Source organism: Bradyrhizobium sp. SZCCHNS1050 (genome assembly GCF_032484785.1).
Lineage (GTDB): Bacteria > Pseudomonadota > Alphaproteobacteria > Rhizobiales > Xanthobacteraceae > Bradyrhizobium.
In genome coordinates, this window is the sequence record NZ_JAUETR010000001.1 from 4,041,568 (window position 1) to 4,063,660 (window position 22,093).

Annotated in this window: 25 protein-coding genes; 10 read left to right on the forward strand and 15 right to left on the reverse strand. The window is 66.3% G+C overall.

From position 1 onward, the window contains the following. Window positions 1–2 precede the first annotated feature (2 nt). The 6 genes from QX094_RS18265 to napE form a co-directional block, all read right to left on the reverse strand. Window positions 3–1,112, reverse strand: coding sequence for an ATP-dependent RecD-like DNA helicase (locus QX094_RS18265; RefSeq protein ID WP_315733892.1), 1,110 nt, complete (start codon window positions 1,110–1,112; stop codon window positions 3–5). A gap of 267 nt (window positions 1,113–1,379) precedes the next feature. Further along, the gene (locus tag QX094_RS18270; RefSeq protein ID WP_315714154.1) at window positions 1,380–2,042 is read right to left on the reverse strand and encodes a NapC/NirT family cytochrome c; all 663 of its coding nucleotides are present in this window, start codon (window positions 2,040–2,042) and stop codon (window positions 1,380–1,382) included. After that, window positions 2,039–2,509, reverse strand: coding sequence for a nitrate reductase cytochrome c-type subunit (locus QX094_RS18275; RefSeq protein ID WP_315714155.1), 471 nt, complete (start codon window positions 2,507–2,509; stop codon window positions 2,039–2,041). The genes QX094_RS18270 and QX094_RS18275 overlap by 4 nt, the downstream gene beginning before the upstream one ends. A gap of 5 nt (window positions 2,510–2,514) precedes the next feature. Then, on the reverse strand, window positions 2,515–5,019 hold the full coding sequence (gene napA, locus QX094_RS18280; RefSeq protein WP_316176093.1) for a nitrate reductase catalytic subunit NapA: 2,505 nt from the start codon (window positions 5,017–5,019) through the stop codon (window positions 2,515–2,517). A gap of 15 nt (window positions 5,020–5,034) precedes the next feature. After that, a complete protein-coding gene (locus QX094_RS18285) occupies window positions 5,035–5,355 on the reverse strand; it encodes a chaperone NapD (RefSeq protein ID WP_315750094.1) in 321 nt (106 codons plus the stop codon). Window positions 5,356–5,371: 16 nt separating this feature from the next. Further along, window positions 5,372–5,557 (reverse strand): periplasmic nitrate reductase, NapE protein, encoded by a 186-nt coding sequence (gene napE / locus QX094_RS18290; protein ID WP_315714158.1) that lies wholly within the window; start codon window positions 5,555–5,557, stop codon window positions 5,372–5,374. A 389-nt stretch (window positions 5,558–5,946) separates the two neighbouring features. On the opposite strand from napE, the gene QX094_RS18295 reads away from it, so the two are divergent. The 6 genes from QX094_RS18295 to QX094_RS18320 all read left to right on the forward strand — a co-directional run bounded on the left by QX094_RS18295 (window position 5,947) and on the right by QX094_RS18320 (window position 10,628). After that, window positions 5,947–6,903 (forward strand): aliphatic sulfonate ABC transporter substrate-binding protein, encoded by a 957-nt coding sequence (locus tag QX094_RS18295; RefSeq protein ID WP_315827659.1) that lies wholly within the window; start codon window positions 5,947–5,949, stop codon window positions 6,901–6,903. Between the two features lie 36 nt (window positions 6,904–6,939). Beyond that, on the forward strand, window positions 6,940–8,118 hold the full coding sequence (gene ssuD / locus QX094_RS18300) for an FMNH2-dependent alkanesulfonate monooxygenase (protein ID WP_315827660.1): 1,179 nt from the start codon (window positions 6,940–6,942) through the stop codon (window positions 8,116–8,118). After that, the gene (locus QX094_RS18305) at window positions 8,115–8,921 is read left to right on the forward strand and encodes an ABC transporter permease subunit (protein WP_316188080.1); all 807 of its coding nucleotides are present in this window, start codon (window positions 8,115–8,117) and stop codon (window positions 8,919–8,921) included. The genes ssuD and QX094_RS18305 overlap by 4 nt, the downstream gene beginning before the upstream one ends. A gap of 9 nt (window positions 8,922–8,930) precedes the next feature. Then, window positions 8,931–9,791 carry an ATP-binding cassette domain-containing protein gene (locus QX094_RS18310; RefSeq protein ID WP_316188081.1) on the forward strand — a complete coding sequence of 287 codons (861 nt, stop codon included), beginning with the start codon at window positions 8,931–8,933 and terminating at the stop codon, window positions 9,789–9,791. A 14-nt stretch (window positions 9,792–9,805) separates the two neighbouring features. Next, a complete protein-coding gene (locus QX094_RS18315) occupies window positions 9,806–10,381 on the forward strand; it encodes a flavin reductase family protein (RefSeq protein WP_315827663.1) in 576 nt (191 codons plus the stop codon). A 91-nt stretch (window positions 10,382–10,472) separates the two neighbouring features. Beyond that, window positions 10,473–10,628 (forward strand): hypothetical protein, encoded by a 156-nt coding sequence (locus QX094_RS18320; protein ID WP_315827664.1) that lies wholly within the window; start codon window positions 10,473–10,475, stop codon window positions 10,626–10,628. Here QX094_RS18320 and QX094_RS18325 read toward each other — a convergent pair. From QX094_RS18325 to QX094_RS18365, 9 genes are all read right to left on the reverse strand, one after another. Beyond that, window positions 10,619–10,987: a hypothetical protein gene (locus QX094_RS18325; RefSeq protein WP_316159488.1), complete on the reverse strand. Its 369-nt coding sequence runs from the start codon at window positions 10,985–10,987 to the stop codon at window positions 10,619–10,621. The two genes, QX094_RS18320 and QX094_RS18325, sit on opposite strands and share 10 nt — an antisense overlap. Before the next feature lie 85 nt (window positions 10,988–11,072). Then, window positions 11,073–12,452, reverse strand: coding sequence for a sigma-54 dependent transcriptional regulator (locus QX094_RS18330; RefSeq protein WP_315827666.1), 1,380 nt, complete (start codon window positions 12,450–12,452; stop codon window positions 11,073–11,075). 53 nt (window positions 12,453–12,505) lie between these two features. Continuing rightward, on the reverse strand, window positions 12,506–12,853 hold the full coding sequence (fliN, locus tag QX094_RS18335; protein WP_015669138.1) for a flagellar motor switch protein FliN: 348 nt from the start codon (window positions 12,851–12,853) through the stop codon (window positions 12,506–12,508). 29 nt (window positions 12,854–12,882) lie between these two features. Then, on the reverse strand, window positions 12,883–13,503 hold the full coding sequence (locus QX094_RS18340) for a FliH/SctL family protein (RefSeq protein ID WP_315714166.1): 621 nt from the start codon (window positions 13,501–13,503) through the stop codon (window positions 12,883–12,885). Beyond that, window positions 13,503–14,597 carry a flagellar motor switch protein FliG gene (gene fliG / locus QX094_RS18345; protein ID WP_315714167.1) on the reverse strand — a complete coding sequence of 365 codons (1,095 nt, stop codon included), beginning with the start codon at window positions 14,595–14,597 and terminating at the stop codon, window positions 13,503–13,505. Before fliG ends, QX094_RS18340 begins: the two co-directional genes overlap by 1 nt. A gap of 44 nt (window positions 14,598–14,641) precedes the next feature. After that, window positions 14,642–16,240, reverse strand: a complete 1,599-nt coding sequence (gene fliF, locus QX094_RS18350; RefSeq protein ID WP_315750101.1) for a flagellar basal-body MS-ring/collar protein FliF — start codon at window positions 16,238–16,240, stop codon at window positions 14,642–14,644. Window positions 16,241–16,575: 335 nt separating this feature from the next. Then, window positions 16,576–16,851, reverse strand: coding sequence for a DUF1153 domain-containing protein (locus tag QX094_RS18355; RefSeq protein WP_002714638.1), 276 nt, complete (start codon window positions 16,849–16,851; stop codon window positions 16,576–16,578). Window positions 16,852–17,100: 249 nt separating this feature from the next. Next, window positions 17,101–17,799, reverse strand: a complete 699-nt coding sequence (locus tag QX094_RS18360; protein WP_315750102.1) for a flagellar hook assembly protein FlgD — start codon at window positions 17,797–17,799, stop codon at window positions 17,101–17,103. 12 nt (window positions 17,800–17,811) lie between these two features. Further along, the gene (locus QX094_RS18365) at window positions 17,812–19,416 is read right to left on the reverse strand and encodes a flagellar hook-length control protein FliK (protein WP_315827667.1); all 1,605 of its coding nucleotides are present in this window, start codon (window positions 19,414–19,416) and stop codon (window positions 17,812–17,814) included. Between QX094_RS18365 and QX094_RS18370 the strand changes: the two genes are divergently transcribed. The 4 genes from QX094_RS18370 to QX094_RS18385 all read left to right on the forward strand — a co-directional run bounded on the left by QX094_RS18370 (window position 19,403) and on the right by QX094_RS18385 (window position 22,059). After that, complete coding sequence (locus QX094_RS18370) at window positions 19,403–19,630, forward strand: hypothetical protein (protein WP_315750104.1); 228 nt, start codon at window positions 19,403–19,405, stop codon at window positions 19,628–19,630. The two genes, QX094_RS18365 and QX094_RS18370, sit on opposite strands and share 14 nt — an antisense overlap. 142 nt (window positions 19,631–19,772) lie before the next feature. Further along, window positions 19,773–20,969, forward strand: coding sequence for a tRNA 2-thiouridine(34) synthase MnmA (gene mnmA, locus QX094_RS18375; protein WP_315714172.1), 1,197 nt, complete (start codon window positions 19,773–19,775; stop codon window positions 20,967–20,969). Between the two features lie 27 nt (window positions 20,970–20,996). Further along, window positions 20,997–21,632, forward strand: a complete 636-nt coding sequence (locus QX094_RS18380) for a class I SAM-dependent methyltransferase (RefSeq protein ID WP_315750105.1) — start codon at window positions 20,997–20,999, stop codon at window positions 21,630–21,632. A gap of 76 nt (window positions 21,633–21,708) precedes the next feature. Beyond that, on the forward strand, window positions 21,709–22,059 hold the full coding sequence (locus QX094_RS18385; RefSeq protein WP_315750106.1) for a hypothetical protein: 351 nt from the start codon (window positions 21,709–21,711) through the stop codon (window positions 22,057–22,059). Window positions 22,060–22,093 lie beyond the last annotated feature (34 nt).

The following is a 22,093-nucleotide window of genomic DNA, read 5'->3' on the forward strand; positions in this document are numbered from 1 at the left end:
CGTTACACCACGATCGACAGCCGCTTCGCGGCCCGTGTGATTCCGGTGTAGAGCCAGCGGGCGCGGCTCTCCTGGAAGGCAAAGCTCTCGTCGAACAGCACCACGTCGTCCCATTGCGAGCCCTGCGACTTGTGCACGGTCAGCACGTAGCCGTAGTCGAACTCGTCGTAAGGCTTGCGCTGCTCCCACGGGATGTCCTCGATGCCGCCGCCGAAGCATTCGCCGCGCACCGAGACTTTCGTCACCTTGCGTCCGAGATCCTCGTCGGGCGCGACCCGCATCGTCACGATCTTGGATTTCGAGGTCGCGCGCGACTTCACCCGCCATAGCCCGCCATTGAACAGGCCCTTCTTGCGGTTGTTGCGCAGGCAGACCAGCTTGTCGCCGGCGACGGGGAGGGCGTCCTCGATGTCGAGGCGCTGTCGAAAGCGGTTGTTGTAGGCGCGGCGGGTGGCGTTGCGGCCGACCAGCACCTGGTCGGCCTCCATCACGCGCGACGGATCGAGCTCGCGGCGCTCCACCACCTCGCTCTCGCCGTAGCGGCCGATGTCGAGCGTGTTGCCTTCGCGCACGTCCATCGACATCCGCACGATCGGATCGTCCTTGGCCTGGCGATGCACCTCGGTGAGCATCACGTCGGGCTCGCTCTCGGTGAAGAAGCCGCCGCCCTTGACCGGCGGCAGCTGCGCGGGATCGCCGAGCACCAGCAACGGGCAGTCGAAGGACAGGAGATCACGGCCGAGATCGGCGTCGACCATCGAGCATTCGTCGATGATGATCAGCTTGGCCTTGGACGCCGGCGCGTCGTCCCACAATTCGAAGTTCGGCTGCTCCTCGCCGCTCTCCTGCGCGCGATAGATCAGCGAGTGGATGGTGGAGGCATTGTCGCAGCCCTTGCTGCGCATCACCAGCGCCGCCTTGCCGGTGAAGGCCGCGAACTTGACCTCGCCGTCGACGTCTTCGGCGATGTGGCGGGCCAGCGTGGTCTTGCCGGTTCCGGCATAGCCGAACAGCCGGAACACCTGCGGCGTGCCGTTCTTGCCCGGCTTGGCTTTCAGCCAGTCGCCGACGGCCTTGAGGGCGGAATCCTGATGCGGGGAGAAGGTGGTCATGGCTCAACGAAATGGAGCCGCGCGGCGACTCGGGGACATTCCGTGAACCTAAGGGCTGACGGGGAGAGATCAAGCGCTCGATGTGAATGGGTCCACGCCTCCCCCGCTTGCGGGGGAGGTCGCATCGCATCGGAAGATGCGATGCGGGTGGGGGAACGCTCCGGCGGGACTGCCCGTGTGGCGCCCCCCACCCCTAGCCCTCCCCCGCAAGCGGGGGAGGGGGCACAGCGTGCCTGCGGCGATCGCTCGTTCCCCTCCAGAGGAAGCCTACTGCCAGCCCGGCACGCCGCGCATGTCCGGCAGGTGATGCGCGATGCCCTTGTGGCAGTCGATGCAGGTCTTCTCGCCGGTGAAGAGGAAGCGCTGGTGGGCTTCGACGGCGCGCGGCGACTGCTTGGTGATGTCCATCGACTGCGCGCTGTGGCAGTTGCGGCATTCGAGCGAGTCGTTCGCCTTGAAGCGCGCCCATTCGTGCAACGCCAGTTCCAGCCTTCGGTCGGTGAACTTCTCGCGGGTGTCGATCGAGCCGAACAGATGGCCCCAGACCTCCTTGGAGGCCTGCATCTTGCGCGCGATCTTGTCGGTCCAGTTGTGCGGCACATGGCAGTCCGGGCAGCTGGCGCGCACACCGGAGCGGTTGGAGAAGTGGACGGTCGTCTTCAGCTCGGCGAACACGTTGTCGCGCATCTCGTGACAGCCGGTACAGAACTTCTCGGTGTTGGTGATCTCCAGCGCGGTGTTGAAGCCGCCCCAGAAGATGACGCCGGCGAGGAAGCCGGCGAGCACCAGCACGCCGAGCCCGAACACGGAGCTCGGCTTCAGCAGCACGTCGATGAGGTCGAGAATGAACTGCCAGGCGCGGCCGGCAAGGCCGAGCCGCTTTTCGGGGACGGGCGCTTTGGCGCCCTCCGGGATGTCGGCGCTGCTCATCGCTTGCCCCCCGGCCTGTCGTGCGCCAGCAGCGTGTCGATGTCGACGAAGTCGTTGCTGACCGGCGGATTGGCGACGCTCTGCGGCACGTGGCACTGGGTGCAGAAGTAGCGCCGCGGCGACACCGACGCCAGGAACTGGCCGTCGCGATCCATGAAATGGGTGATCGACAGCATCGGCGCCTTCGACTCCGCCGTGCGCGCCCGGGCGTGGCAGGACAGGCATTTGTTGCCCTGCATGTCGACCTGATAGCCGTCGATGGCATGCGGAATCACCGGTGGCTGCTCCGGATAGTTGCGCACCTCCTTCTCGGCGGTGTTCTTCATCGGCTGCATCGGCGGCGCAGGACCCTCGTCGTTGAGCGGCGCAGGACCGCGCAGCGAGGACGAGACGCTCTGGGCGAGCAGGGCGCTCGATCCGGCCGCAACGCTGGCCGCGATCAGCATGACAGCGATTTTTCTCATCATGATGGTCACACCCGCTCGATGCGCACGGCGCATTTCTTGTAGTCGGTCTGCAGCGAGATCGGATCGGTGGCGTCGAGCGTCACCTTGTTGATCAGCTTCGACTCGTCGAACCACGGCACGAAGACGAGGCCGCGCGGCGGCTTGTCGCGGCCGCGGGTCTCGACGCGGGCGCGGATGAAGCCGCGGCGCGAGGCGACCTTGACCTCGTCACCGCGCCTCAAGTTCGCGGCCTCGGCATCGTCCGGATGCATGAAGCAGACGGCTTCGGGGAACGCCTTGTAGAGCTCGGGCACGCGGCGCGTCATCGTGCCGGAATGCCAATGCTCGACCACGCGTCCCGTCGACAGCCAGAACGGATAGTCCTTGTCGGGCGATTCCGCCGGCGGCTCGTAGGGCAAAGCGAAGATGCGCGCCTTGCCGTCGGGGAAGCCGTAGAACTGCACGCCGGTGCCGGCCTTGACGTAAGGATCAGAGCCCTCGCGAAACCGCCAGCGCGTCTCCTTGCCGTCGACCACCGGCCAGCGCAGGCCGCGCTCCCGGTGATAGGCCTCGAACGGCGCCAGGTCATGGCCATGGCCGCGGCCGAACGAGGCGTATTCCTCGAACAGGCCCTTGTGGACGTAGAAGCCGAACGCCTTGGACTCGTCGTTGGCATAGCCCGGCTCGATCTGGTCGAGCGGAAACTTGTCGACCTGGCCGTTCCTGTAGAGCACGTCGAACAGCGTCTTGCCGCGCACGTCGGGCTTCTTGGCGATCAGCTCCTCGGGCCAGACCTCCTCGATCTTGAAGCGCTTGGAGAACTCCATCAACTGCCAGAGATCCGAGCGTGCCTCGCCCGGTGCCGACACGAGCTGGTGCCAGAACTGGGTGCGGCGCTCGGCATTGCCATAGGCGCCTTCCTTTTCCACCCACATTGCCGTCGGCAAAATGAGATCGGCGGCGAGCGCGGTGACCGACGGATAGGCGTCGGAGACGACGATGAAATTGTCCGGATTGCGGAAGCCCGGATAGGTCTCTTCGTTCGCGTTGGGGCCGGCCTGCAGGTTGTTGTTGACCTGCACCCAATAGGCGTTCAGCAGGCCGTCCTTCAGCATCCGGCTCTGCAGCACGGCGTGATAGCCCGGCTTGTCGGGGATCGTGCCTTCCGGCAACTGCCAGATGTGCTCGGCCTTGGTTCGGTGCTCCTTGTTGGTGACGACCATGTCGGCGGGCAGGCGGTGCGAGAAGGTGCCGACCTCGCGCGCGGTGCCGCAGGCCGAGGGCTGGCCGGTCAGCGAGAACGGGCTGTTGCCGGGCTCGGCGATCTTCCCGGTCAGGAGATGGATGTTGTAGACGAGGTTGTTGCACCAGACGCCGCGGGTGTGCTGGTTGAAGCCCATGGTCCAGAACGAGACCACCTTGGTCTTCGGATCGGCATAGAGCTCGGCCAGCGCCTTGAGCCGATTCAGCGGCACGCCGGACATCTCGGCGGCCGTCTCCAGCGTATAGTCGGAGACGAACTTGGCATACTCGTCGAACGAGATGTCGGTGGCGTCGTTGGCCTTGGCTGCGCCGGTGGCCTTCTTCTGCAGCGGATGCTCCGGGCGCAGGCCGTAGCCGATGTCGGTCTGGCCCTTCTTGAACACCGTATGCGCCTGGACGAACTCCTTGTTGACGCGGCCGGTCTTGATGATGTGGTTGGCGATCGCGTTGAGGAGATAGAGATCGGTCTGCGGCTTGAACACCATGCCGATGTCGGCGAGGTCGAACGAGCGATGCTCGAAGGTCGAGAGCACAGCGACCTTGACATGCGGCGCCGACAGGCGCCGGTCGGTGACGCGGCTCCACAGGATCGGATGCATCTCCGCCATGTTGGAGCCCCACAGCACGAACGCATCCGTCGCCTCGATGTCGTCGTAGCAGCCGGCCGGCTCGTCGATGCCGAAGGTGCGCATCATACCGGCGACGGCCGAGGCCATGCAGTGCCGCGCATTCGGATCGATGTTGTTGGAGCGGAAGCCGGCCTTGAACAGCTTTGACGCAGCGTAGCCTTCCCAGATCGTCCACTGTCCCGAGCCGAACATGCCGACGCCGGAGGGACCGCGCTTCTTCAGCGCGTCTTTGTACTTCGCGGCCATGACGTCGAACGCTTCGTCCCAGGAGACGGGGGTGAACTCGCCGTTCTTGTCGTACTTGCCGTTCGTCTTGCGCAGCATCGGATGCGTCAGGCGGTCATGGCCGTACATGATCTTCGAGAGGAAGTAGCCCTTGACGCAGTTGAGGCCGCGATTGACCTCGGCCTTGATGTCGCCATGGGTGGCGACGACGCGGTTGTCCTTGGTCGCGACCATCACGCTGCAGCCGGTGCCGCAGAAGCGGCAGGCGGCCTTGTCCCATTTCAGCTCGCTGGCTTCGCGCTCGGTGACGAGGTTCGCCGCAAGCGAGCTGCCGGGCATGCCGGCGGCGGCCGCGGCAATCGCGGCGGCTTCCAGCTTCAGCATCTGGCGACGATCGATCTTCATGTCGGTCATTGGTGTCTCGTGTGATTAGCCGGCGTCGATGGCGTGGAAGACGAGGCAGGCGGAGTGCACGTGCGGCAGCAGGCCGATCCGGTTCATGGTGGCGCCGAGCGCGCCGGCATCGGGCGCATCGACGACGACGATCAGCTTGCCGCGTGCGTCGCGGCCGTGAATCTCGCAGCCGGACAGCGCGAGGATGTCGGCTTCGACGCGGTCGAGCTGCTCGGGCCGGGTCTGCACGATGATGCTGGCGATCTCGCCCTTGGCCGGTGCGACGACGGGATCGGCGGTGAGGACTCGGCCGGTGATCAGAGCACGGCGGTCGAGGGAGGTGCGGTGTGAGAGCATGGCGGGGTCCTTCCGATCAGTGCGCCGCGGGCGGCCCGGGTGGCCCGGCCATCATCTGGTAAACCCAGACCGTGAGCCCGTAGGAGCCGACGGTGGCGACCGCGAGCGCGGGCATCAGCACAGCGGTGAGAAACAGGAAGGCAACAATTTCCATGCGTCTGCGACGCGCACGCGCGTTCGCATCGCCGCCAACGAGCGACATGAGAGAATTCTCTGCTAGGGGAGGTTCAGTTCAGGAGGGATTGCGGCATCCGGGCCGCGCCTGATCTTATGTTTAAGAAGGCTCCGGAAACCGGCGTTGACCTGGATCAAGCGGGCGGAACCCCGCGCACACCGGCGCACCGCCAGAGCGGAGTCGCGCCGGTCCCCACTGAGCTCTTGGTTGACGGGCTGTGAAGACGCGTGATCGCAGCTTTGCTTGCGAGAAATTCTCGCTGCTCTGCGCCGCGGTCTCGATACGAACATCCCCTCCGGCCGTAAGGCGATAGGACCCGCATCGCTATTTTTCCGGGACGCTCGACACGCGTTGCGCCTGCCACCATCATTCTGTGCATCGCATCAATGCGGATGCAGTCTTGGTCGGAGAGGGCAATGAAGCGTCGTGATTTTCTGAAATTGTCGTTGGCATCGGCTGCGGTGATGGCCTCAGCGGGGCCGCTGCGCGCCGAGGACAAGCCGAAGGAGATCCGCATCGGCACCCAGAAGGGCGGCTTCTTCCCGGCGGTGAAGGCGCGCCGCACCATCGAGGATACGTTCAAGCCTGTCGGCATCGACATCGTCTGGGTCGACTTCCAGTTCGGCCCGCCGCTGCTGGAGGCCATCAATGTCGGCAGCGTCGATTTCGGCTATGTCGGCGACGCGCCGCCGATCTTCGCGCAGGCCGCCGGTGCCAAGATCCGCTACGCGGCGGCCGTCAAGCAGAACGGCAGCAGCCAGGCGATCATCGTGCCCAAGGACTCGCCGATCAAGTCGCTCGCCGATCTCAAAGGCAAGCGCGTCGCCTTTGGCAAGGGCTCGAGCGCGCACAATCTCCTGGTCGCCGCGCTGGAGAAGGCGGGCCTGTCCTGGACCGACATCACGCCGGCGCCGCTCGCGCCCGCCGATGCCACCGCCGCCTTCGTCAAAGGCTCGGTCGATGCCTGGTCGATCTGGGATCCGTATCTCGCGCTTGCCGAGCTCAAGGAGAATGCGCGCGTGATCGTGTGGGACAAGGATGTCCACAAGCCGAACTCATTCTACATCGTCGGCTCCGACTTCGTCGAAAAGTATCCTGCCGTCGTCGCCAGGCTGAACGCGGCTTTCGCCGCCGAAGGCGTGTGGGCCAACAGCCATCACGAGGAGGTCGCCAAGGCGCAGGCCGAGGCCACCGGCGTCGATCTTGAGGCGGTCAAGCGCTTCGTCGACCGCTCGGTCTATAGCGTCGTGCCGATCGACGACGAAGTGATCAAGAGCCAGCAGGCCGTCGCCGACCGCTTCGCCCGTGTCGGCCTCATTCCCAAAGCCGTCAACGTCGCCGACATCGTCTGGAAATGGACGCCGTCCACCTGACGGCTGTCCCGCCACTCAAATCCGAAAGAGAACGACATGAGCAACGCTTCGTCGAAGCCCAATGTGCTTTGGTTCCTGCCGACCCATGGCGACGGCCGCTATCTCGGCACCTCGCAAGGCGGCCGCGAGGTCAACTTCAACTATCTGCGCCAGGTGGCGCAGGCCGCCGATCAGCTCGGCTATTACGGCGTGCTGATCCCGACGGGACGCAGCTGCGAGGATTCCTGGATCGTGGCGTCGGCCGTGGCGCCATTCACCGAGAAGCTGCGGTATCTCGTCGCGGTGCGTCCGGGTCTGCAATCGCCGGCCGTGGCCGCGCGCATGACCGCGACGCTCGACCGCGTCACCAACGGTCGCCTGCTGGTCAACGTCGTCACCGGCGGCGATCCGGTCGAGAACAAGGGCGACGGCATCTTCCTGTCGCATGAGGAGCGCTACGAGGTCACCCGCGAGTTTCTCACCGTCTACAACGCGCTGCTCGAAGGCGAATCCGTCAACTTCGCCGGCAAGCACATCAAGGTCGAGGATGGCCGGCTGCTGTTCCCACCGGTGCAGTCGCCACGCCCGCCGCTGTTCTTTGGAGGCTCGTCGGATGCCGGCATCGACGTCGCCGTCGATACGGTCGAGAAGTATCTTACCTGGGGCGAGCCGCCGGCAGATGTCGCGGCGAAGATCGCCAATGTGAGAGCAGTCGCCGACAGCCGTGGCCGCAGGCTGTCGTTCGGCATCCGCCTGCATGTGATCGTGCGCGAGACCAACGCGGAGGCGTGGGTCGCCGCCGACGACCTCATCAAGCACGTCACCGACGACACCATCGCCTCGGCACAGAAGATTTTTGCGCGGATGGATTCGGTCGGCCAGCAGCGCATGTCGCAGCTGCACGGCGGCCGGCGCGACAAGCTCGAGATCAGCCCGAACCTGTGGGCCGGCGTGGGCCTCGTCCGCGGCGGCGCCGGCACCGCGCTGGTCGGCGATCCCGATACGGTCGCGGCGCGCATCCGCGAGTACCAGGAGCTCGGCATCGACACCTTCATCCTGTCCGGCTACCCGCATCTCGAAGAAGCCTACCGCTTCGCCGAGCTGGTGTTTCCCAAGCTTGGGCTGAACGTGTCCGAGCAGGCCGGCAACGTGACCAAACTGCGCACCAACACCGGCCCATTCGGTGAGACCATCGCCAACGAGCATCGTCCGTTGCAGAGAGCCTCGCAGTCATGAGCCTGATCGAAAGTCTTCCCAAGGTCCGCAAGCTCGTGGTGCCGCGCGCGGATGCGCTGATCCCCTGGCTGGTGCCGCTCGCGATCATCCTGATCTGGCAGGCGGCCTCGGTCGCCGGCCTGGTGTCGCCGCGGGTACTGCCGGCGCCGACCGACGTCGCACGCGCCGGAGGGAAGCTGCTGCTATCAGGCGAACTCGGCCGCAACATCTGGGTCAGCTTCTGGCGCGCCTCGATCGGCTTCTTGATCGGTGGCGGCATCGGCTTCGCCTTCGGGCTCGCCAATGGCCTGTCGCAGCTGTCGGCGAAGCTGACGGACACCACGCTGCAGATGGTGCGCAACGTGCCACATCTGGCGCTGATCCCGCTGGTCATCCTGTGGTTCGGCATCGACGAGAGCGCAAAACTGTTCCTGGTGGCCCTCGGCGTGTTCTTCCCCGTCTACCTCAACACGCTGCACGGGATTCGCACCGTCGATCCGCAACTCATTGAAATGGGTCGCGTCTACGGCATGACCGACGGCGAACTGTTTCGCCGCGTGATCTTCCCCGGTGCGTTGCCGTCGATCTTCGTCGGTCTGCGCTTCGCGCTCGGCATCATGTGGCTCACCTTGATTGTCGCCGAGACGATCGCGGCTTCTTCGGGCCTCGGCTACATGGCGATGCAGGCGCGCGAGTTCATGCAGATCGACGTCGTCGTGCTTTCCATCCTGATCTACGCCCTGCTGGGCAAGGTCGCCGACAGCGCTTCGCGGGTGCTGGAACGGATGACGCTGTCCTGGCATCCGGCCTTCAGCAAACATTGAGGTTCGTAAATGCAGCAAGCGCTCCGAATTCCCGTGTCCGGCGTCGAGGCGATCGACGGCACTGACGTGATCGGGCATGCCGAGGCCTTCCGCCACGCGAGGAAGGCCGGCGTGACCCCGGCCAAACCCGCGACGCGCGGCCTGCCGCTGGTGATCCGCGACCTTCGCAAGGCGTTCGGCGACAACGAGGTGCTGCGCGGCATCGATCTCGAGATTCCGGGCGGTCAGTTCGTGGCGATCGTCGGTCAGAGTGGCTGCGGCAAGAGCACGCTGCTCCGCCTGATCGCAGGTCTGGACAAGCCGACGTCGGGCAGCATCAGCTTCGGTGAAGCCGCGGCGCGGCCCGAGGACGTCCGCGTCATGTTCCAGGAACCGCGGCTGCTGCCGTGGGCGCGGGTGCTCGGCAATGTCGAGGTCGGCCTCGGCCGCGAGCGCAAGGCCGCCGGCGCCCATGAGCGCGCGCGGCAGGCGCTGGAGGAAGTGGGTCTCGCCGACAAGCGCGACCAATGGCCGGCGGTGCTGTCCGGCGGCCAGAAGCAGCGCGTCGCGCTGGCGCGCGCGCTCGTCAGCGGTCCGCGCCTGCTGGCGTTCGACGAGCCGCTCGGCGCCCTCGATGCGCTGACGCGGATCGCGATGCAGCGGCTGCTGGAGCGGGTCTGGGCCGATCAAACCTTCACCGCAATCCTGGTCACCCATGATGTGGCGGAAGCCGTGGCCCTGGCCGACCGGGTTCTGGTCATCGAGAATGGCCGGATCGCCGAGGATATCATGGTCGATCTGCCGCGCCCGCGCCAGCGTGGCTCTGCGGAGCTTGCGGCGCAGGAAGGCTCGATCCTGGGCCAGTTGCTTGGACCGGGCGCGGCGGGTTAGGAGAGAATATCGCAATGAACTCCATCGTCCGCCTCATGCCCGACGCCACCGCGCTTCAGCCCGATTTCCGCTCCGCGATGCGCCAGCTGGTCGGGGGCGTGAGCGTGATCACCGTCGGGCGCGGCGATGAGGTCACCGGCATGACGGTGAGTTCGCTGTCATCGCTCTCCATCGAGCCGGCGTCCGTGATCGTGAGCCTCAATCGGAACGCCTCGTCATGGCCGATCCTGCAGCGGGAGCGTGTTTTCGGCGCCAATCTGCTCGCCGCGGACCAGATCGGCGTGGCGGAGCGGTTCTCGGGTAAAGGCGGTCTCAGAGGCGCCGAGCGGTTCGCCGGCGCGGAGTGGCGCAAGCACGTGACCGGCGTGCCGCTCCTGGTCGGGGCACTCGCCGCGCTGGACTGCGAGGTCGAGGAGATCATCGAGCGGCACTCTCATGGCATCGTGATCGGCCGCGTGGTGCATGTCGAGGTGGCGCCGCAAGCGGCAGCCCTGGCGTATTGGCATGGCGGCTATGTGCACGTGGACCGCGACGCGGACATCGCCCGACTTGCCCCCCTCGGCGGGGCCGATCCGCAGGACGTGCCGTAGGGGGTGAGCGGCGGTTGGTCGCAGGGTGGCGTCCCGAAGCTGGACGCCGTAAAAGCACCGCGGCCTTGAGGTGGTGTTTGCGGCGGAGCTGATGAAACGGATCGGGACCTGGGCGCTCTATGTGATCGGCACGGCCGCGATCCTGTATCTCGCGCTCTATGCCTATGCCGTGCTGACGCGACGCGAGTTCACGCCCGGCGATCCCATTCACATCTTCCGCAATCCCGAGGCGCCGAACTATTCGTGAGGCTGTGCCCGGCGACGACGCGCCGGCGTATTCTCGCGAACCCATGGATCCGGGGACTGTTCACAGTCCTGTAGCTGCATCCAATCGTCGGTCAGAAACTGCACGCGGCAGCGGCGCCACACTTTGATGTGTCCGCCATCCGGCGACGTCTCGACATCGGACAGCGACAGGGTGGGCGGCCGCCAGCGATAGCTGCGTTCATTGTCCCAGCCGTCGCAGCCCTCCTTGCCACAGGCAACCGTTCGCGAGATCAGCTTGCCCTTGCCTGCGAAGCACCAGCTCCGGGCGCCCCATTCCTGACCCGACGACGGATTGACGAGCGGCGCGTGCGACGTCTGCTCCCAGCAGCCTGACAGCACGCCGCGCGTTGCGGCATCAGCCGGCGAAACGGCAAGCGGCGCGCCGAGTGCCAGCGCGCCGCCGAGAACGAACCGGATGGGCAGATTATACGGGGCTCGGCATGCGAGGCGTGTCGCCGGAGCCCGGCGGCGGGATCGGCACGCCGCCGTCGGCATATTCGTTGAGCTTGTTGCGCAACGTGCGGATCGAGATGCCCAAGATATTGGCCGCATGTGTCCGATTGCCCAGGCAGTGCTTCAGGGTCTCCAGGATCAGGTCACGTTCGACATCGGCGACCGTGCGGCCGACCAAGGCGCGCGTGACCTGTTCCGCCGCCATCGTAGCATGCGCTACGGCGGGTTGGGTCTTGCCGATGTCGAGGCGGGCGCCGTCGGGCGTGAGGATGGCATCCGGCCCGATCTCATCGCCCTGCGCCATCAGCACCGCGCGATGCATCGTGTTCTCCAGCTCGCGCACGTTGCCCGGCCAGCGGTTGGTGGTGAGGATGCGCTTGGCCTCCGCCGAGATCGGCCGCAGCGGTACGGCATTGGCCTCGGAATATTTGCGCGCGAAATGCTGCGCCAGCTCGAGAATGTCGGCGGGGCGCTCGCGCAGGGGAGGGATCTTCAGGTTCACGACGTTGAGCCGGAACAAGAGGTCCTCGCGGAACGAGCCCTCGCGCACGGCGTCGGCCAGGTTGCGGTTGGAGGTCGCGATGATGCGGATGTCGACGGGGACGGGGCGGGTGCCGCCGACGCGGTCGATCACGCGCTCCTGGATGGCGCGCAAGAGCTTCGACTGCAGCCGCACGTCCATTTCCGAGATTTCGTCCAGCAGGAGCGTGCCGCCATTGGCCTCCTCGAACTTGCCGATGCGGCGGGCGACGGCCCCGGTGAAGGCGCCCTTCTCATGGCCGAACAGCTCGGACTCCAGGAGGTGCTCAGGGATTGCGGCGCAGTTGATCGAGATGAAGGGACGCTTGGCGCGGGCCGAGCGGGTGTGGACGTAGCGCGCCAGCACCTCCTTGCCGGTGCCGGACTCGCCGGTGATCATCACCGAGGCATCGGAGCCGGCGATCTGCTGGGCGAGCTTGATCACCTTCGCCATCGCCTCGTCGCGATAGACGAGGTCGCGGCTGTCATTGGCGACGGCGGCGAGCACGGCGGCGATCAGTTCGGGATCCGGCGGCAGCGGAATGTATTCCTTGGCGCCGGCATGGATGGCGGCGACCGCGGCGCGTGCATCGCTGGTGATGCCGCAGGCGACGATCGGCACGTGGATGTGCTCTGCATCGAGCCGCATCACCAGGTCGCGGATGTCGAGCGCGACGTCGACGAGGAGCAGGTCGGCGCCCTTGCCGCCGCGCAGCACCCGCATCGCCTGCTCGTTGTCCTCGGCATGGGTGACGGTGGCGCCGTTCTCCATGGCGATCTTGGTGGCCGTCGTCAGCTGGCCCTTCAGCGTTCCGACGATGAGAAGCCGCATGTTGGTCTCCTATTCGGTCGTGCCGCTCTCGATCGGCACGCAGGTCATGTCTGTCAGTTGCGGTCGGACTTGATGATTTCGGTCATCGTCACGCCGAGCTTGTCTTCGACCAGAACCACCTCGCCGCGTGCCACGAGCCGGTTGTTGACGTAGATGTCGATCGCCTCGCCGACCTTGCGGTCGAGCTCGAGCACGGTGCCGGGCCCGAGCTTCAGGAGCTCGCCGACATCCATCTTGGAGCGGCCGAGCACGGCCGAGACCTGAACCGGGACGTCGAACACCGCCTCGAGGTCGGCCGCGATGCGCGCGGCATGCTCTTCCTCGTTGTAGCCGACGTCCCCGCCCAGCGGAGGCGCGTCCGCCGCATTGAGGTCGGGAAGCGGGATCTCGTTGTCGCTCATGACTTAACTCCCTCGGCCACCACAGCGGCCTAGTTCTTCTTGGACGCCATGTAGCGTCCGACCAGCTCGTTGATCTTGGCGTCGATCGCAGCGCGCTCCAGCACGACGCCGCCATCGGCCCATTCGATACGGCAGTCGCCGGTCGCGATCTCCGGCTCGGCGAGGATCACGAGGCGCCCCTCGAAGCCGCTCTGCTTGGCGAGCTTCTCGATCTTCTCGCGGGCGAGCTCGTACAGCGTCTCGTTGATGCGCAGCACGAGGTGCGGCGTGGCAACCAGATGCGCGAAGCAGTCGTGCACGAGTCCAATGATCTCGCCGAGCGGCTCCGCCTCGACCAGCGCCGCGCACAGCTTGCGGGCGACGGCGACCGCGACATCGACGGCCTCGGTTTCCATCCGCTGCTCGATGCCTTCGAAGCGGGCGGAGATGCCCTGCAATTGGATGTTGATCTGCTCCAGCGCCGAGGCGACGCGGCGGTCGGCCTCGACCTTGGCTTCGCGCTGCGCCGCCTCGTAGCCGTTGCGATAGGCGGCGGCTTCGGCGGCCGCGACCTTCTGTGCGATTTCCGCGGACGTGGCCGCACGCTCCCGCGTCGTCTTCTCCGGCGCGGCGAAGTCGGTATCGAACAGGAATTTCGCAGGCTGAGCCATCAATACACCAGTTCGTCGTCGGCGCGGTTCTTGCTGAGCATGATCTCGCCCTTTGCGGCGAGGTCCTTGGCGAGATTGACGAGCAGGGCCTGCGCCTCGTCGACGTCGCGCAGCCGCACCGGCCCCATGGCGGCCATGTCGTCCTGCAGCATCTTGGCGGCGCGCGACGACATGTTGCCGAAGAAGAAGTTGCGCACCTCCTCGTTGGCGCTCTTGAGCGCCACGCCGAGCTTGTCCTTGTCGACATTGCGCAGCAGGGTCTGCGCCGAGGCGGAATCGAGCTTGATCAGGTCGTCGAAGGTGAACATCAGCGCCTTGATGCGCTCGGCCGATTCGCGGTTCTCTTCCTCGAGCGACGTGATGAAGCGGGTCTCGGTCTGGCGGTCGAAATTGTTGAAGATTTCGGCCATCACCTCGTGGGCGTCACGGCGGCGGGTCTGCGACAGGTTCGACATGAACTCGACGCGCAGGGTCTGCTCGACGCGCTCGATGACCTCCTTCTGCACCGCTTCCATGCGCAGCATGCGGCCGATGACGTCGAGCGCCATGTCCTCGGGCAGGATCGCGAGCACGCGGGCGGCATGCTCCGGCTTCAGCTTGGACAGCACGACCGCGATGGTCTGCGGATATTCGTTCTTGAGGTAGTTGGCGAGCACCTCTTCCTGGACGTTGGAAAGCTTCTCCCACATGTTGCGGCCGGCGGGGCCGCGGATCTCGTCCATGATGCCGTTGACGCGTTCCGGCGGCAGGTATTGCTGCAGCAGGCGCTCGGTGGCGTCGAAATTGCCCATCAGCGCGCCCGAGGCCGACATGCGCGAGACGAATTCGAGCATCAGGTCCTCGACCACGTCGGCTTCGATGGTCCCCAGCGTCGACATCGCCAGCGACAGTTCGCGCACCTCGTCGTCATCGAGCTGCTGCCAGATCTTGCCGCCATACTGCTCGCCGAGCGCGAGCATCATCACGGCGGCGCGCCGCGGGCCGCTCAAGGGCTCGGTCTTCTCGCGCTGCGCCTGGCGGCTCGCCAAGGTCGCGATGACCGTGGAAATGTCGTTGTTGTTGGCGTTGGCGTTCTGGGTCTGCGGCAGCGACATGGCGTCTACGTTCTTTTCAGTTCAGGCGGTTCACGTCGATCGGGTCAGCTCTGCGGCTCGGCGAGCCACTGGCGGATGATGGCGGCGGCTTCGCCCGGGTTGCGGTCGGCCAGCTCGCCCACCCGGTGGACGGACTGAGCGTGGACCTGGCCCTGGACCTGGGCGACGTCGATCATGTTGGCGGTCTGCTGGGCGTGAGCGGCTGCCTGGATGGTTTCGTCGGTGAGGGCCGGCAGGCCGCCGCCCGGGGCGGCGATCTCCTCGCTGGCGATGATCTTCTTCACCAGCGGCCGCACCACCATGAACACGACCACGATGCCGAGCAGCATCATCACCGCGAGCTCGATGACGTACATGACGTCATCCTTGGTGAAGTGGAGCATGCCGAGGAAGCCGGTGGGCTCGTTGATCTGCGGCACGGCGGGGGCGTCGGCGAATTTCAGGTTGACCACCTCGACCTGGTCGCCGCGCTTCTGGTCGAAGCCGATGGCGGAGCGGACCAGTGCGGCGATGCGGTCGAGCTCGTCCTTGCTGCGCTCTTGATAGACCAGCTCGCCCTTTTCGTTCTTCGAGTAGGCGCCGTCGACCAGAACCGCGACCGAGATGCGGTTGACCCGTCCGGCCTCGGTGACTTCGGTCTTGGTGGTCCGGGAGATCTCGTAATTGTTCGTCTCTTCGGTCTTCTTGCTCTGGTCCCGCGGCTGTTGCGGCGGCGCGTTCTGCTGGTTGCCCGGCAGCTCGTTGTTGACCGTGACCTGGCCGTTGTTCTCGTTGGTCGCCGACTGCTCTTCGCGGGTCTGGCTCGAGCGCAGCACGCGGCCTTCCGGATCGTAGCGGTCGGAGGTCTGCGTGATGCGGTTGTAGTCGAAGTCGGCGGACAGCTGGACGCGGGCGCGGCCCGCTCCGACCACCGAGGAGACGATGTCCTCGACCTGCTTGCGCATCCGCTTCTCGAAGGCGTTGCGGCGCTCGTCGCCGACCTGCTGGTCGATGTCGGTCTGGGTGCCGTCGGCAAGCAGCTGGCCGGCCTCGTCGACGATCGACACCCGCTGCGGCTTCAGGCCGTTGACGGCGGAGGCGACGAGGTGGCGGATGGCGCGGATCTGCGCCGGCTCGAGGGTGCCGCGCACGCGCACGACGATCGAGGCGGACGGCTCCGGGGTCTCGCGCGAGAACAGCGGCCGCTCCGGCAGGACGAGATGGACGCGCGCCGCCTGGACACGGTCGATGGCGCGGATGGTGCGGGCGAGCTCGCCCTCGAGCGCGCGGAGATGGTTGATGTTCTGGACGAAGCTCGTGGTGCCCAGCGCGTCCGACTTGTCGAAGATCTCGTAGCCGACGCCGCCGCCCTTGGGCAGGCCGCCCTCGGCGAGCTTCATGCGCAGCCGGGTCACCTTGTCCTTGGGCACCAGGATCACGCTGCCTTCATTGCGCATCTCGAAGGGAATGCCCTGCCGCTCCAGATCCTTGATGATGCTGGAGGAGTCTTCCATCGTCAGGTCGGTGAAGAGGGTGGTCATCTGCGGCGCGGTCACGCGCATGATGACGAAGCCGAAGAAGCCGATTAAGGCAGCGGTGACTGCGATCATGGCGGTGAGCCGCGCGGCGCCCAAACCCTTCAGGAAGTCCAAGAGACCTTGCAAGCAACTGCCCCATAGTTCGGCATTCGACGGGTGGCCGCTGAAAGGTGATTTGAGCTTCGCGGGCCTTTACGGCCGGTTGCATAGATCGCGAAATTCAATCCTTAACCTTCACCAGCACCCGCATTCCAGGTGGCGATCCGATGTCAGCCGCTGCCCCGCCATTCGCGGGACGGGGCGCGGAGGTTGAATCGAACCACTGGGCAATTATTGCCTATGGGAAGGTTTCGATATGGTTAACGGTGGTTAAAGGGTCCTAACAAAGTGTAGACATGCAAAAAATCGGCTTGGCAGGGCCAAGCCGATTTTCGAAGAAATCCCGTCGCGTCGGCAACGATCTATTGGCGATATTGCTGAATTCGGGTGGTGCGCAGGCCGGCGAGACCGTGCTGGTCGATCGAGAACTGCCACGACAGGAATTCGTCGACGGTCAGGGTGTAGCGGCTGCACGCTTCCTCGAGGGACAGCAAGCCGCCGCGAACGGCGGCAACGACTTCAGCCTTCCGGCGAATGACCCACCTCTTGGTGCCTGGCGCAGGCAAATCCGCGATGGTGAGTGGGCTGCCGTCAGGCCCGATGACGTATTTCACCCTCGGGCGATGGGGTTCTGTCATGGCGTACTCACAAACTCTTAACCACTGAACTCACGGTAAGACCCTACGCCGCCTCGCTTAAAATTTGCCTAAGCCGAGGGCGCGAATCCGGCGTTGCGCGCGAACGCCGCCACTTCCGGTGGCGCTGCGCCCCGGGAGCGGAATCGTGGTGAATGATTGGTTAAGAATTTCCGGCGCTTACGCTGACAGGTCGCCGTGGCGGCTGAGCTTGTTCAAGTCCAGCCGGGATCGGTTCAGATGGGGTGGGAGCTAGCTCACGATCCGCTGGATCTGGTTCACCGTGTAGGTCTGGCCGCCGATCGTCAGCAACGGCGGCTGCTGGGTCAGGTCGACCGAGGACACGGTGCCCTGGACCTGGGTCGAGATCGCCACCGGACTGCCATTGGTCACATCGGTCGCGACCGTCGTGATCTTGTACTGCCCGTCCGGCCATTGGGTGCCGTCATTGCCCTGGCCGTTCCAGTTGTAGGTCTGATTGTTGCCGGCGCTGGCGGTATATTTGCCGGTGAAGACGGTCTGGCCAACGCTGTTGGTGATGTTGACGGTGAGGTTGCAGTCCTTGGGGATGCTGAGGTCCCAACTCGCCTTTCCGCTGGCCATGGTCGTCGTGGAGCCGCTGACCACGGCGGTCTTGCCGACGAAGGCCAGCGCCTGGGTCGCCTGCGTCGCCTGCTGCATCGTGAGCAGCGATGCGAGCTGGTCGTTGGTCTTGAGCTGCTGCTCGACGCCGGCAAACTGCACGAGCTGCTGGGTGAACTGATTGGTGTCCAGCGGATCCAACGGATTCTGGTTCTGCAACTGCGTCGTCAGCAGCGTCAGGAAGGTCTGGAAATTGCCGGCAATCGTCGAGCCTGTGCTCGAGCCGAGGCTGTTGTTGCCGGTTGACGAATTGGTGTTGGTCGTGCCCGAGACTGGCGGGCTTGACGTGATCGCGTCGCCGATTGCCATGGAAGCCTCCTGTTAAACCCTGATATCCACGCCGCCTTGCGTGCCGAACATCCGTCCATAGGACCGTCCGGCGAGCTGGACCGGGACGTTTTCGTCCTCGGTCACGATCAGGCGTTGTGCGTTGCCATTCTGTTGATAATCGCCGCCATTCTGGCCGGACGAGTTCTGGTCGCGCAGCGAGAACTGCAATCCGCTGTTGTTGCTCTTGAGGCCGGCGTCCTGCAGCGCCTGCTGGAGCTGCGGCGCCGTCTGCTGCAGCATCGCCAGCGTCTCCGGCTTCTCGACCCGCAGATGCGAGGTCACCTGGCCATTGCGGTCGACGTCGATGCGGACGTCGATGCGGCCGAGCTCGGCCGGATCCAGTCGGATCTCGAAGCGGCTCTTGCCGTTGAGCGCCGAGGCTGCGATCTCGACGGCAAGCCCATGAAGCGGCACAGCGGCCGCCGTAGCGGCCGTCGCGGTCAGGTTGGCCGCGGTGATCTGGCTGGTCGATGCGGCCGGCGTCGACAGCTGGGGCTGCGCGGCGGCCGTGGCCTGTGCACTCGGATCGGGCGCCGGCGCGTTGGTCTGACTGGTCGTCGGCGCGGCGTTGCGATCATGTGAGGCCGGTGCCTGCAAATTGCCGTTCGCCTTCCCGTCGCCGGCCTCGACGGAGTCCGGCTTGGCTGCAACAGCGGGTTGTTGCGCGAGCGCGCCCTGGCCCGGCTGCTGAGTGGACTGGACGTTGCCATTGCCCGGTTCGGTGACCTTGCCGGCTGCGCCGTCGGCGAGCCCCGTCTTAATCTGTGTGCCCGGCTTGCCCGTCGTCTTGGTGCTGCCGGGAACGGCCGTATCGAGCGCGGCGGTGAAGGTCTGATCGGCAGACGCGGCAGCGTCGCCGGAGGCCGCCGCTGCCGTCTCGGGCGCCGTCGCGGTTGATCCGGCTCCGTCGGCATCCTTGGCCGCCCCGGTGGATTTGGCTGCGGCCGCCAGCAGACCTGCCGCGGCATCGACCGAACCCTGCGGGCCAACACCGGCTACTCCGACGGGCGCGGTCGCGCCGGGCGCATTGGTTTTGCCGTCGCCGCCCGCCGTGCCATCGCCGGTGGCGGGGTTGGCGAGGGTGATGTCGGGCTGGATGGCGACGGCGACCGGCGTCGGCACGGCCACGGTCTGCTCGGCTATAGCGGTCGTCGCAGCGCTCGCATCCGTGCTGGCCTGATCGCCGTCCTTCTTGTCGCCCGTCTTGCCGTCGCTGGTCTTTCCGTCGGCGGTCCCGGCCGCATCGGTCTTGGTCGGCGTGCCGGTGGTCGCGTCGGCCGTGGTATCGGGACCGCTGGCGTCGGCGCCCGCAGTGCTGCCGTCGGCCTTGTCCGCCGGCTTGTCCTGCGACCTGGCCTGGGTGGTGCGATCGGCGTCGCCGGCCCGCGCCGGCTCGCGGCTCGGGGTGGAAGCGCTGCCGGCGCGCGGTGACGGCGACGCGGAGGTGGGCGGCGACGCTGTCGACGGATCCGGAGTCGCGGCGTCGACCAGCGCCGAGAAGCTGTCGGACGGCTGCGGAGCGTCCTGACGGGACTGTCTCGGCGCCGTGGTCTTGAGAACCGTGCCTGCCTGGATGTCTGACGTGACGCTGAACACCTTGGACCCTCTCGCGATGAACTCGACCAAGCAGTTCAGCAAGGAGCGGGCCAAGCCGGCGCAACTGAAAATAGTCAATAAATTCAATTTCTTATGGAATCGATCGCGGCGCGGATCCGCCGCCGCGTCCTCGCCATTTCTGCCCGGCCGGCAAGATTTGCCGCCGGCATCTGCGACCGGCGCAATTGCTTCGCAGGAAGTGCGCCTATATTAGAGACAGATGCTTTCGTGTTGTTTCCGATCAGGACATCCTGTCCGGAGATCGCCCGAAGCAAGCCATCCGCAAAGACGGCGCATGCGAGGCGTTCCCGCGCCGGGAACCCGTTGCCTGACGCCGCGATCGCAGTGACCGGATCATGCTCAACAGTCTCGATCTCGAAGGCCGTCCTGAAGACACCAGGGTCGTCGTCGCCATGTCCGGCGGCGTGGACTCCTCGGTGACGGCCGCGCTGCTGAAGTCGGAAGGCTACGACGTCGTCGGCATCACCCTGCAGCTCTACGATCACGGCGCGGCGACGCACCGCAAGGGCGCGTGCTGCGCCGGCCAGGACATCCACGATGCCCGCAACGTCGCCGAGCGCCTCGGCATCCCGCATTACGTGCTGGACTACGAAGACCGCTTCCGCGAGTCGGTGATCGACAATTTCGCCGCCAGCTACGCTTCGGGCGAAACGCCGGTGCCGTGCATCGAGTGCAATCGCGCCATCAAGTTCGGCGATCTCCTGAAGACCGCGCGCGAGCTCGGCGCCTCCGTGCTCGCCACCGGCCACTACGTCGCCTCGCGGCGGCTGGCGGACGGATCGCGCGCGCTCACTTGCGCGGCGGACAGCGATCGCGACCAGAGCTACTTCCTGTTCGCGACCACGCGCGAGCAGCTCGATTATCTGCGCTTTCCGCTCGGCGACATGACCAAGCCGGAGGTGCGCGAGCTCGCGCGCCGCTTCGGACTGGAGGTCGCCGACAAGCACGACAGTCAGGACATCTGCTTCGTGCCGACCGGCCGCTACACCGACATCATCGGCAAGCTGCGCCCGAACGCGATGGAGCCGGGCGAGATCGTCGATCTCAATGGCCGCGTTCTCGGCGTGCATCAGGGCATCGCGAACTACACGATCGGTCAGCGCAAGGGCCTCGGCATCGCTGCCGGCGCGCCGCTCTACGTCGTCAAGCTGGACGTCGCCACCCGCCGCGTCGTGGTCGGCCCGCGCGAGGCGCTGCGCACGCATCGCATCACGCTGCGCGAGGTCAACTGGATCGGTGACGGCGCGCTCGACGCCGCCGCGCGCGAGGGCCTCGAATTGTTCGTGCGGGTGCGCTCGACGCGGCCGCCGCAGCCGGCTTGGCTGCGCGGTGCGGACGGCCGTTACGAGGTCGAGCTGGTCGCCGGCGAAGAGGGCGTCTCGCCGGGCCAGGCCTGCGTGTTCTACGATGCCGCGTCCGGCCGCGCCCGCGTGCTCGGTGGCGGCTTCATCCAGAGCGCTGTTGCGGAAAGCAGCAGCTTGGGCGGCAACGTGATCAGACCGCAGCGCGTGGCCGAGCCGGTCCGCGGCTGATCAGCATCCATCATTCAGGGCAGGGGCATGGGGGACATCGACCGCGCGGGGGTCGAAAAGGCCTATGAGCGCTGGGCGCCGATCTACGATCTGGTGTTCGGCAAGGTCTTCGATCAGGGCCGCCAATCGACCATCGCGGAAGCCGATCGCATCGGCGGCCGCATTCTCGACGTCGGCGTCGGCACCGGTCTGTCCTTGTCGGACTATGCCCGGACCACGAAGATCTGCGGCGTCGATATCTCCGAGCCGATGCTGCGGCGGGCGCAGGCCCGCGTGCGCGAGCTGAATCTCCTCAATGTCGAGACGCTCGCGGTGATGGATGCCAAGCATCTCGCGTTTCCCGACAATTTCTTCGACGCGGTGGTCGCGCAATACGTCATCACCGCGGTGCCGGATCCCGAAGCGACGCTCGATGATTTCATCCGCGTGCTGAAGCCGGGCGGCGAGCTGATCCTGGTCAACCATATCGGCGCCGAGAGCGGCCCGCGCCGCATCTTCGAGCTCGCCTTCGCGCCGATCGCGCGCCGGCTCGGCTGGCGGCCGGAGTTCCCCTGGGCCCGGCTGGTGAACTGGGCCGCAAAGCATGGCGGCGTCACGCTGGCCGAGCGCCGGCCGATGCCACCGCTCGGACACTTCTCGCTCATTCGCTACCGCAAGGGCTGACCGCCAGATCCTCTGGCCGTGCGCTTTGCCACGCCATACGCGCGGAACGCGAACGCGGGGTTTGCGTTGCCCCGCCATGAGCATCAGGCAATCCTTGTTCCTCTCCTTCGCACTGGTCTCGGCCGCGGCTGCGGCCCACGCCCAGGCGCCGCCGACGGCGGCCACACCTCCGCAGGCGACGGCGCCGGCCCCCGACGCGAATGCCGCCTGTGCGCCGAATGTCCGCGCGACGGCGACGCCCGACGGCATCACCACCGGCAGCGCCAGCGAGCCGCTCGGCGACAAGCTGGCGAAGACCAACGGCGTGTTGTGTCCGCCGAGCGGGGTCGATCCGGAGATGCACGCGCCGACCCCGGAGGGCGGCACGACGCCGGTGATCCCGCCGCCCGGCAGCCCCGGCGGCTATCCTAACGTGCTGCCGAAATGAGCCTCTTGTGATCTGCATTGCCGACCGCCGCTCT

Bases quoted from the DNA above. Each gene is read 5' to 3' on its own strand.
- QX094_RS18265 (WP_315733892.1), bottom strand. From the start codon at position 1,112: ATGACCACCTTCTCCCCGCATCAGGATTCCGCCCTCAAGGCCGTCGGC.
- QX094_RS18270 (WP_315714154.1), bottom strand. From the start codon at position 2,042: ATGAGCAGCGCCGACATCCCGGAGGGCGCCAAAGCGCCCGTCCCCGAA.
- QX094_RS18275 (WP_315714155.1), bottom strand. From the start codon at position 2,509: ATGATGAGAAAAATCGCTGTCATGCTGATCGCGGCCAGCGTTGCGGCC.
- napA (WP_316176093.1), bottom strand. From the start codon at position 5,019: ATGACCGACATGAAGATCGATCGTCGCCAGATGCTGAAGCTGGAAGCC.
- QX094_RS18285 (WP_315750094.1), bottom strand. From the start codon at position 5,355: ATGCTCTCACACCGCACCTCCCTCGACCGCCGTGCTCTGATCACCGGC.
- napE (WP_315714158.1), bottom strand. From the start codon at position 5,557: ATGTCGCTCGTTGGCGGCGATGCGAACGCGCGTGCGCGTCGCAGACGC.
- QX094_RS18295 (WP_315827659.1), top strand. From the start codon at position 5,947: ATGAAGCGTCGTGATTTTCTGAAATTGTCGTTGGCATCGGCTGCGGTG.
- ssuD (WP_315827660.1), top strand. From the start codon at position 6,940: ATGAGCAACGCTTCGTCGAAGCCCAATGTGCTTTGGTTCCTGCCGACC.
- QX094_RS18305 (WP_316188080.1), top strand. From the start codon at position 8,115: ATGAGCCTGATCGAAAGTCTTCCCAAGGTCCGCAAGCTCGTGGTGCCG.
- QX094_RS18310 (WP_316188081.1), top strand. From the start codon at position 8,931: ATGCAGCAAGCGCTCCGAATTCCCGTGTCCGGCGTCGAGGCGATCGAC.
- QX094_RS18315 (WP_315827663.1), top strand. From the start codon at position 9,806: ATGAACTCCATCGTCCGCCTCATGCCCGACGCCACCGCGCTTCAGCCC.
- QX094_RS18320 (WP_315827664.1), top strand. From the start codon at position 10,473: ATGAAACGGATCGGGACCTGGGCGCTCTATGTGATCGGCACGGCCGCG.
- QX094_RS18330 (WP_315827666.1), bottom strand. From the start codon at position 12,452: ATGCGGCTTCTCATCGTCGGAACGCTGAAGGGCCAGCTGACGACGGCC.
- fliN (WP_015669138.1), bottom strand. From the start codon at position 12,853: ATGAGCGACAACGAGATCCCGCTTCCCGACCTCAATGCGGCGGACGCG.
- QX094_RS18340 (WP_315714166.1), bottom strand. From the start codon at position 13,503: ATGGCTCAGCCTGCGAAATTCCTGTTCGATACCGACTTCGCCGCGCCG.
- fliG (WP_315714167.1), bottom strand. From the start codon at position 14,597: ATGTCGCTGCCGCAGACCCAGAACGCCAACGCCAACAACAACGACATT.
- QX094_RS18355 (WP_002714638.1), bottom strand. From the start codon at position 16,851: ATGACAGAACCCCATCGCCCGAGGGTGAAATACGTCATCGGGCCTGAC.
- QX094_RS18360 (WP_315750102.1), bottom strand. From the start codon at position 17,799: ATGGCAATCGGCGACGCGATCACGTCAAGCCCGCCAGTCTCGGGCACG.
- mnmA (WP_315714172.1), top strand. From the start codon at position 19,773: ATGCTCAACAGTCTCGATCTCGAAGGCCGTCCTGAAGACACCAGGGTC.
- QX094_RS18380 (WP_315750105.1), top strand. From the start codon at position 20,997: ATGGGGGACATCGACCGCGCGGGGGTCGAAAAGGCCTATGAGCGCTGG.
- QX094_RS18385 (WP_315750106.1), top strand. From the start codon at position 21,709: ATGAGCATCAGGCAATCCTTGTTCCTCTCCTTCGCACTGGTCTCGGCC.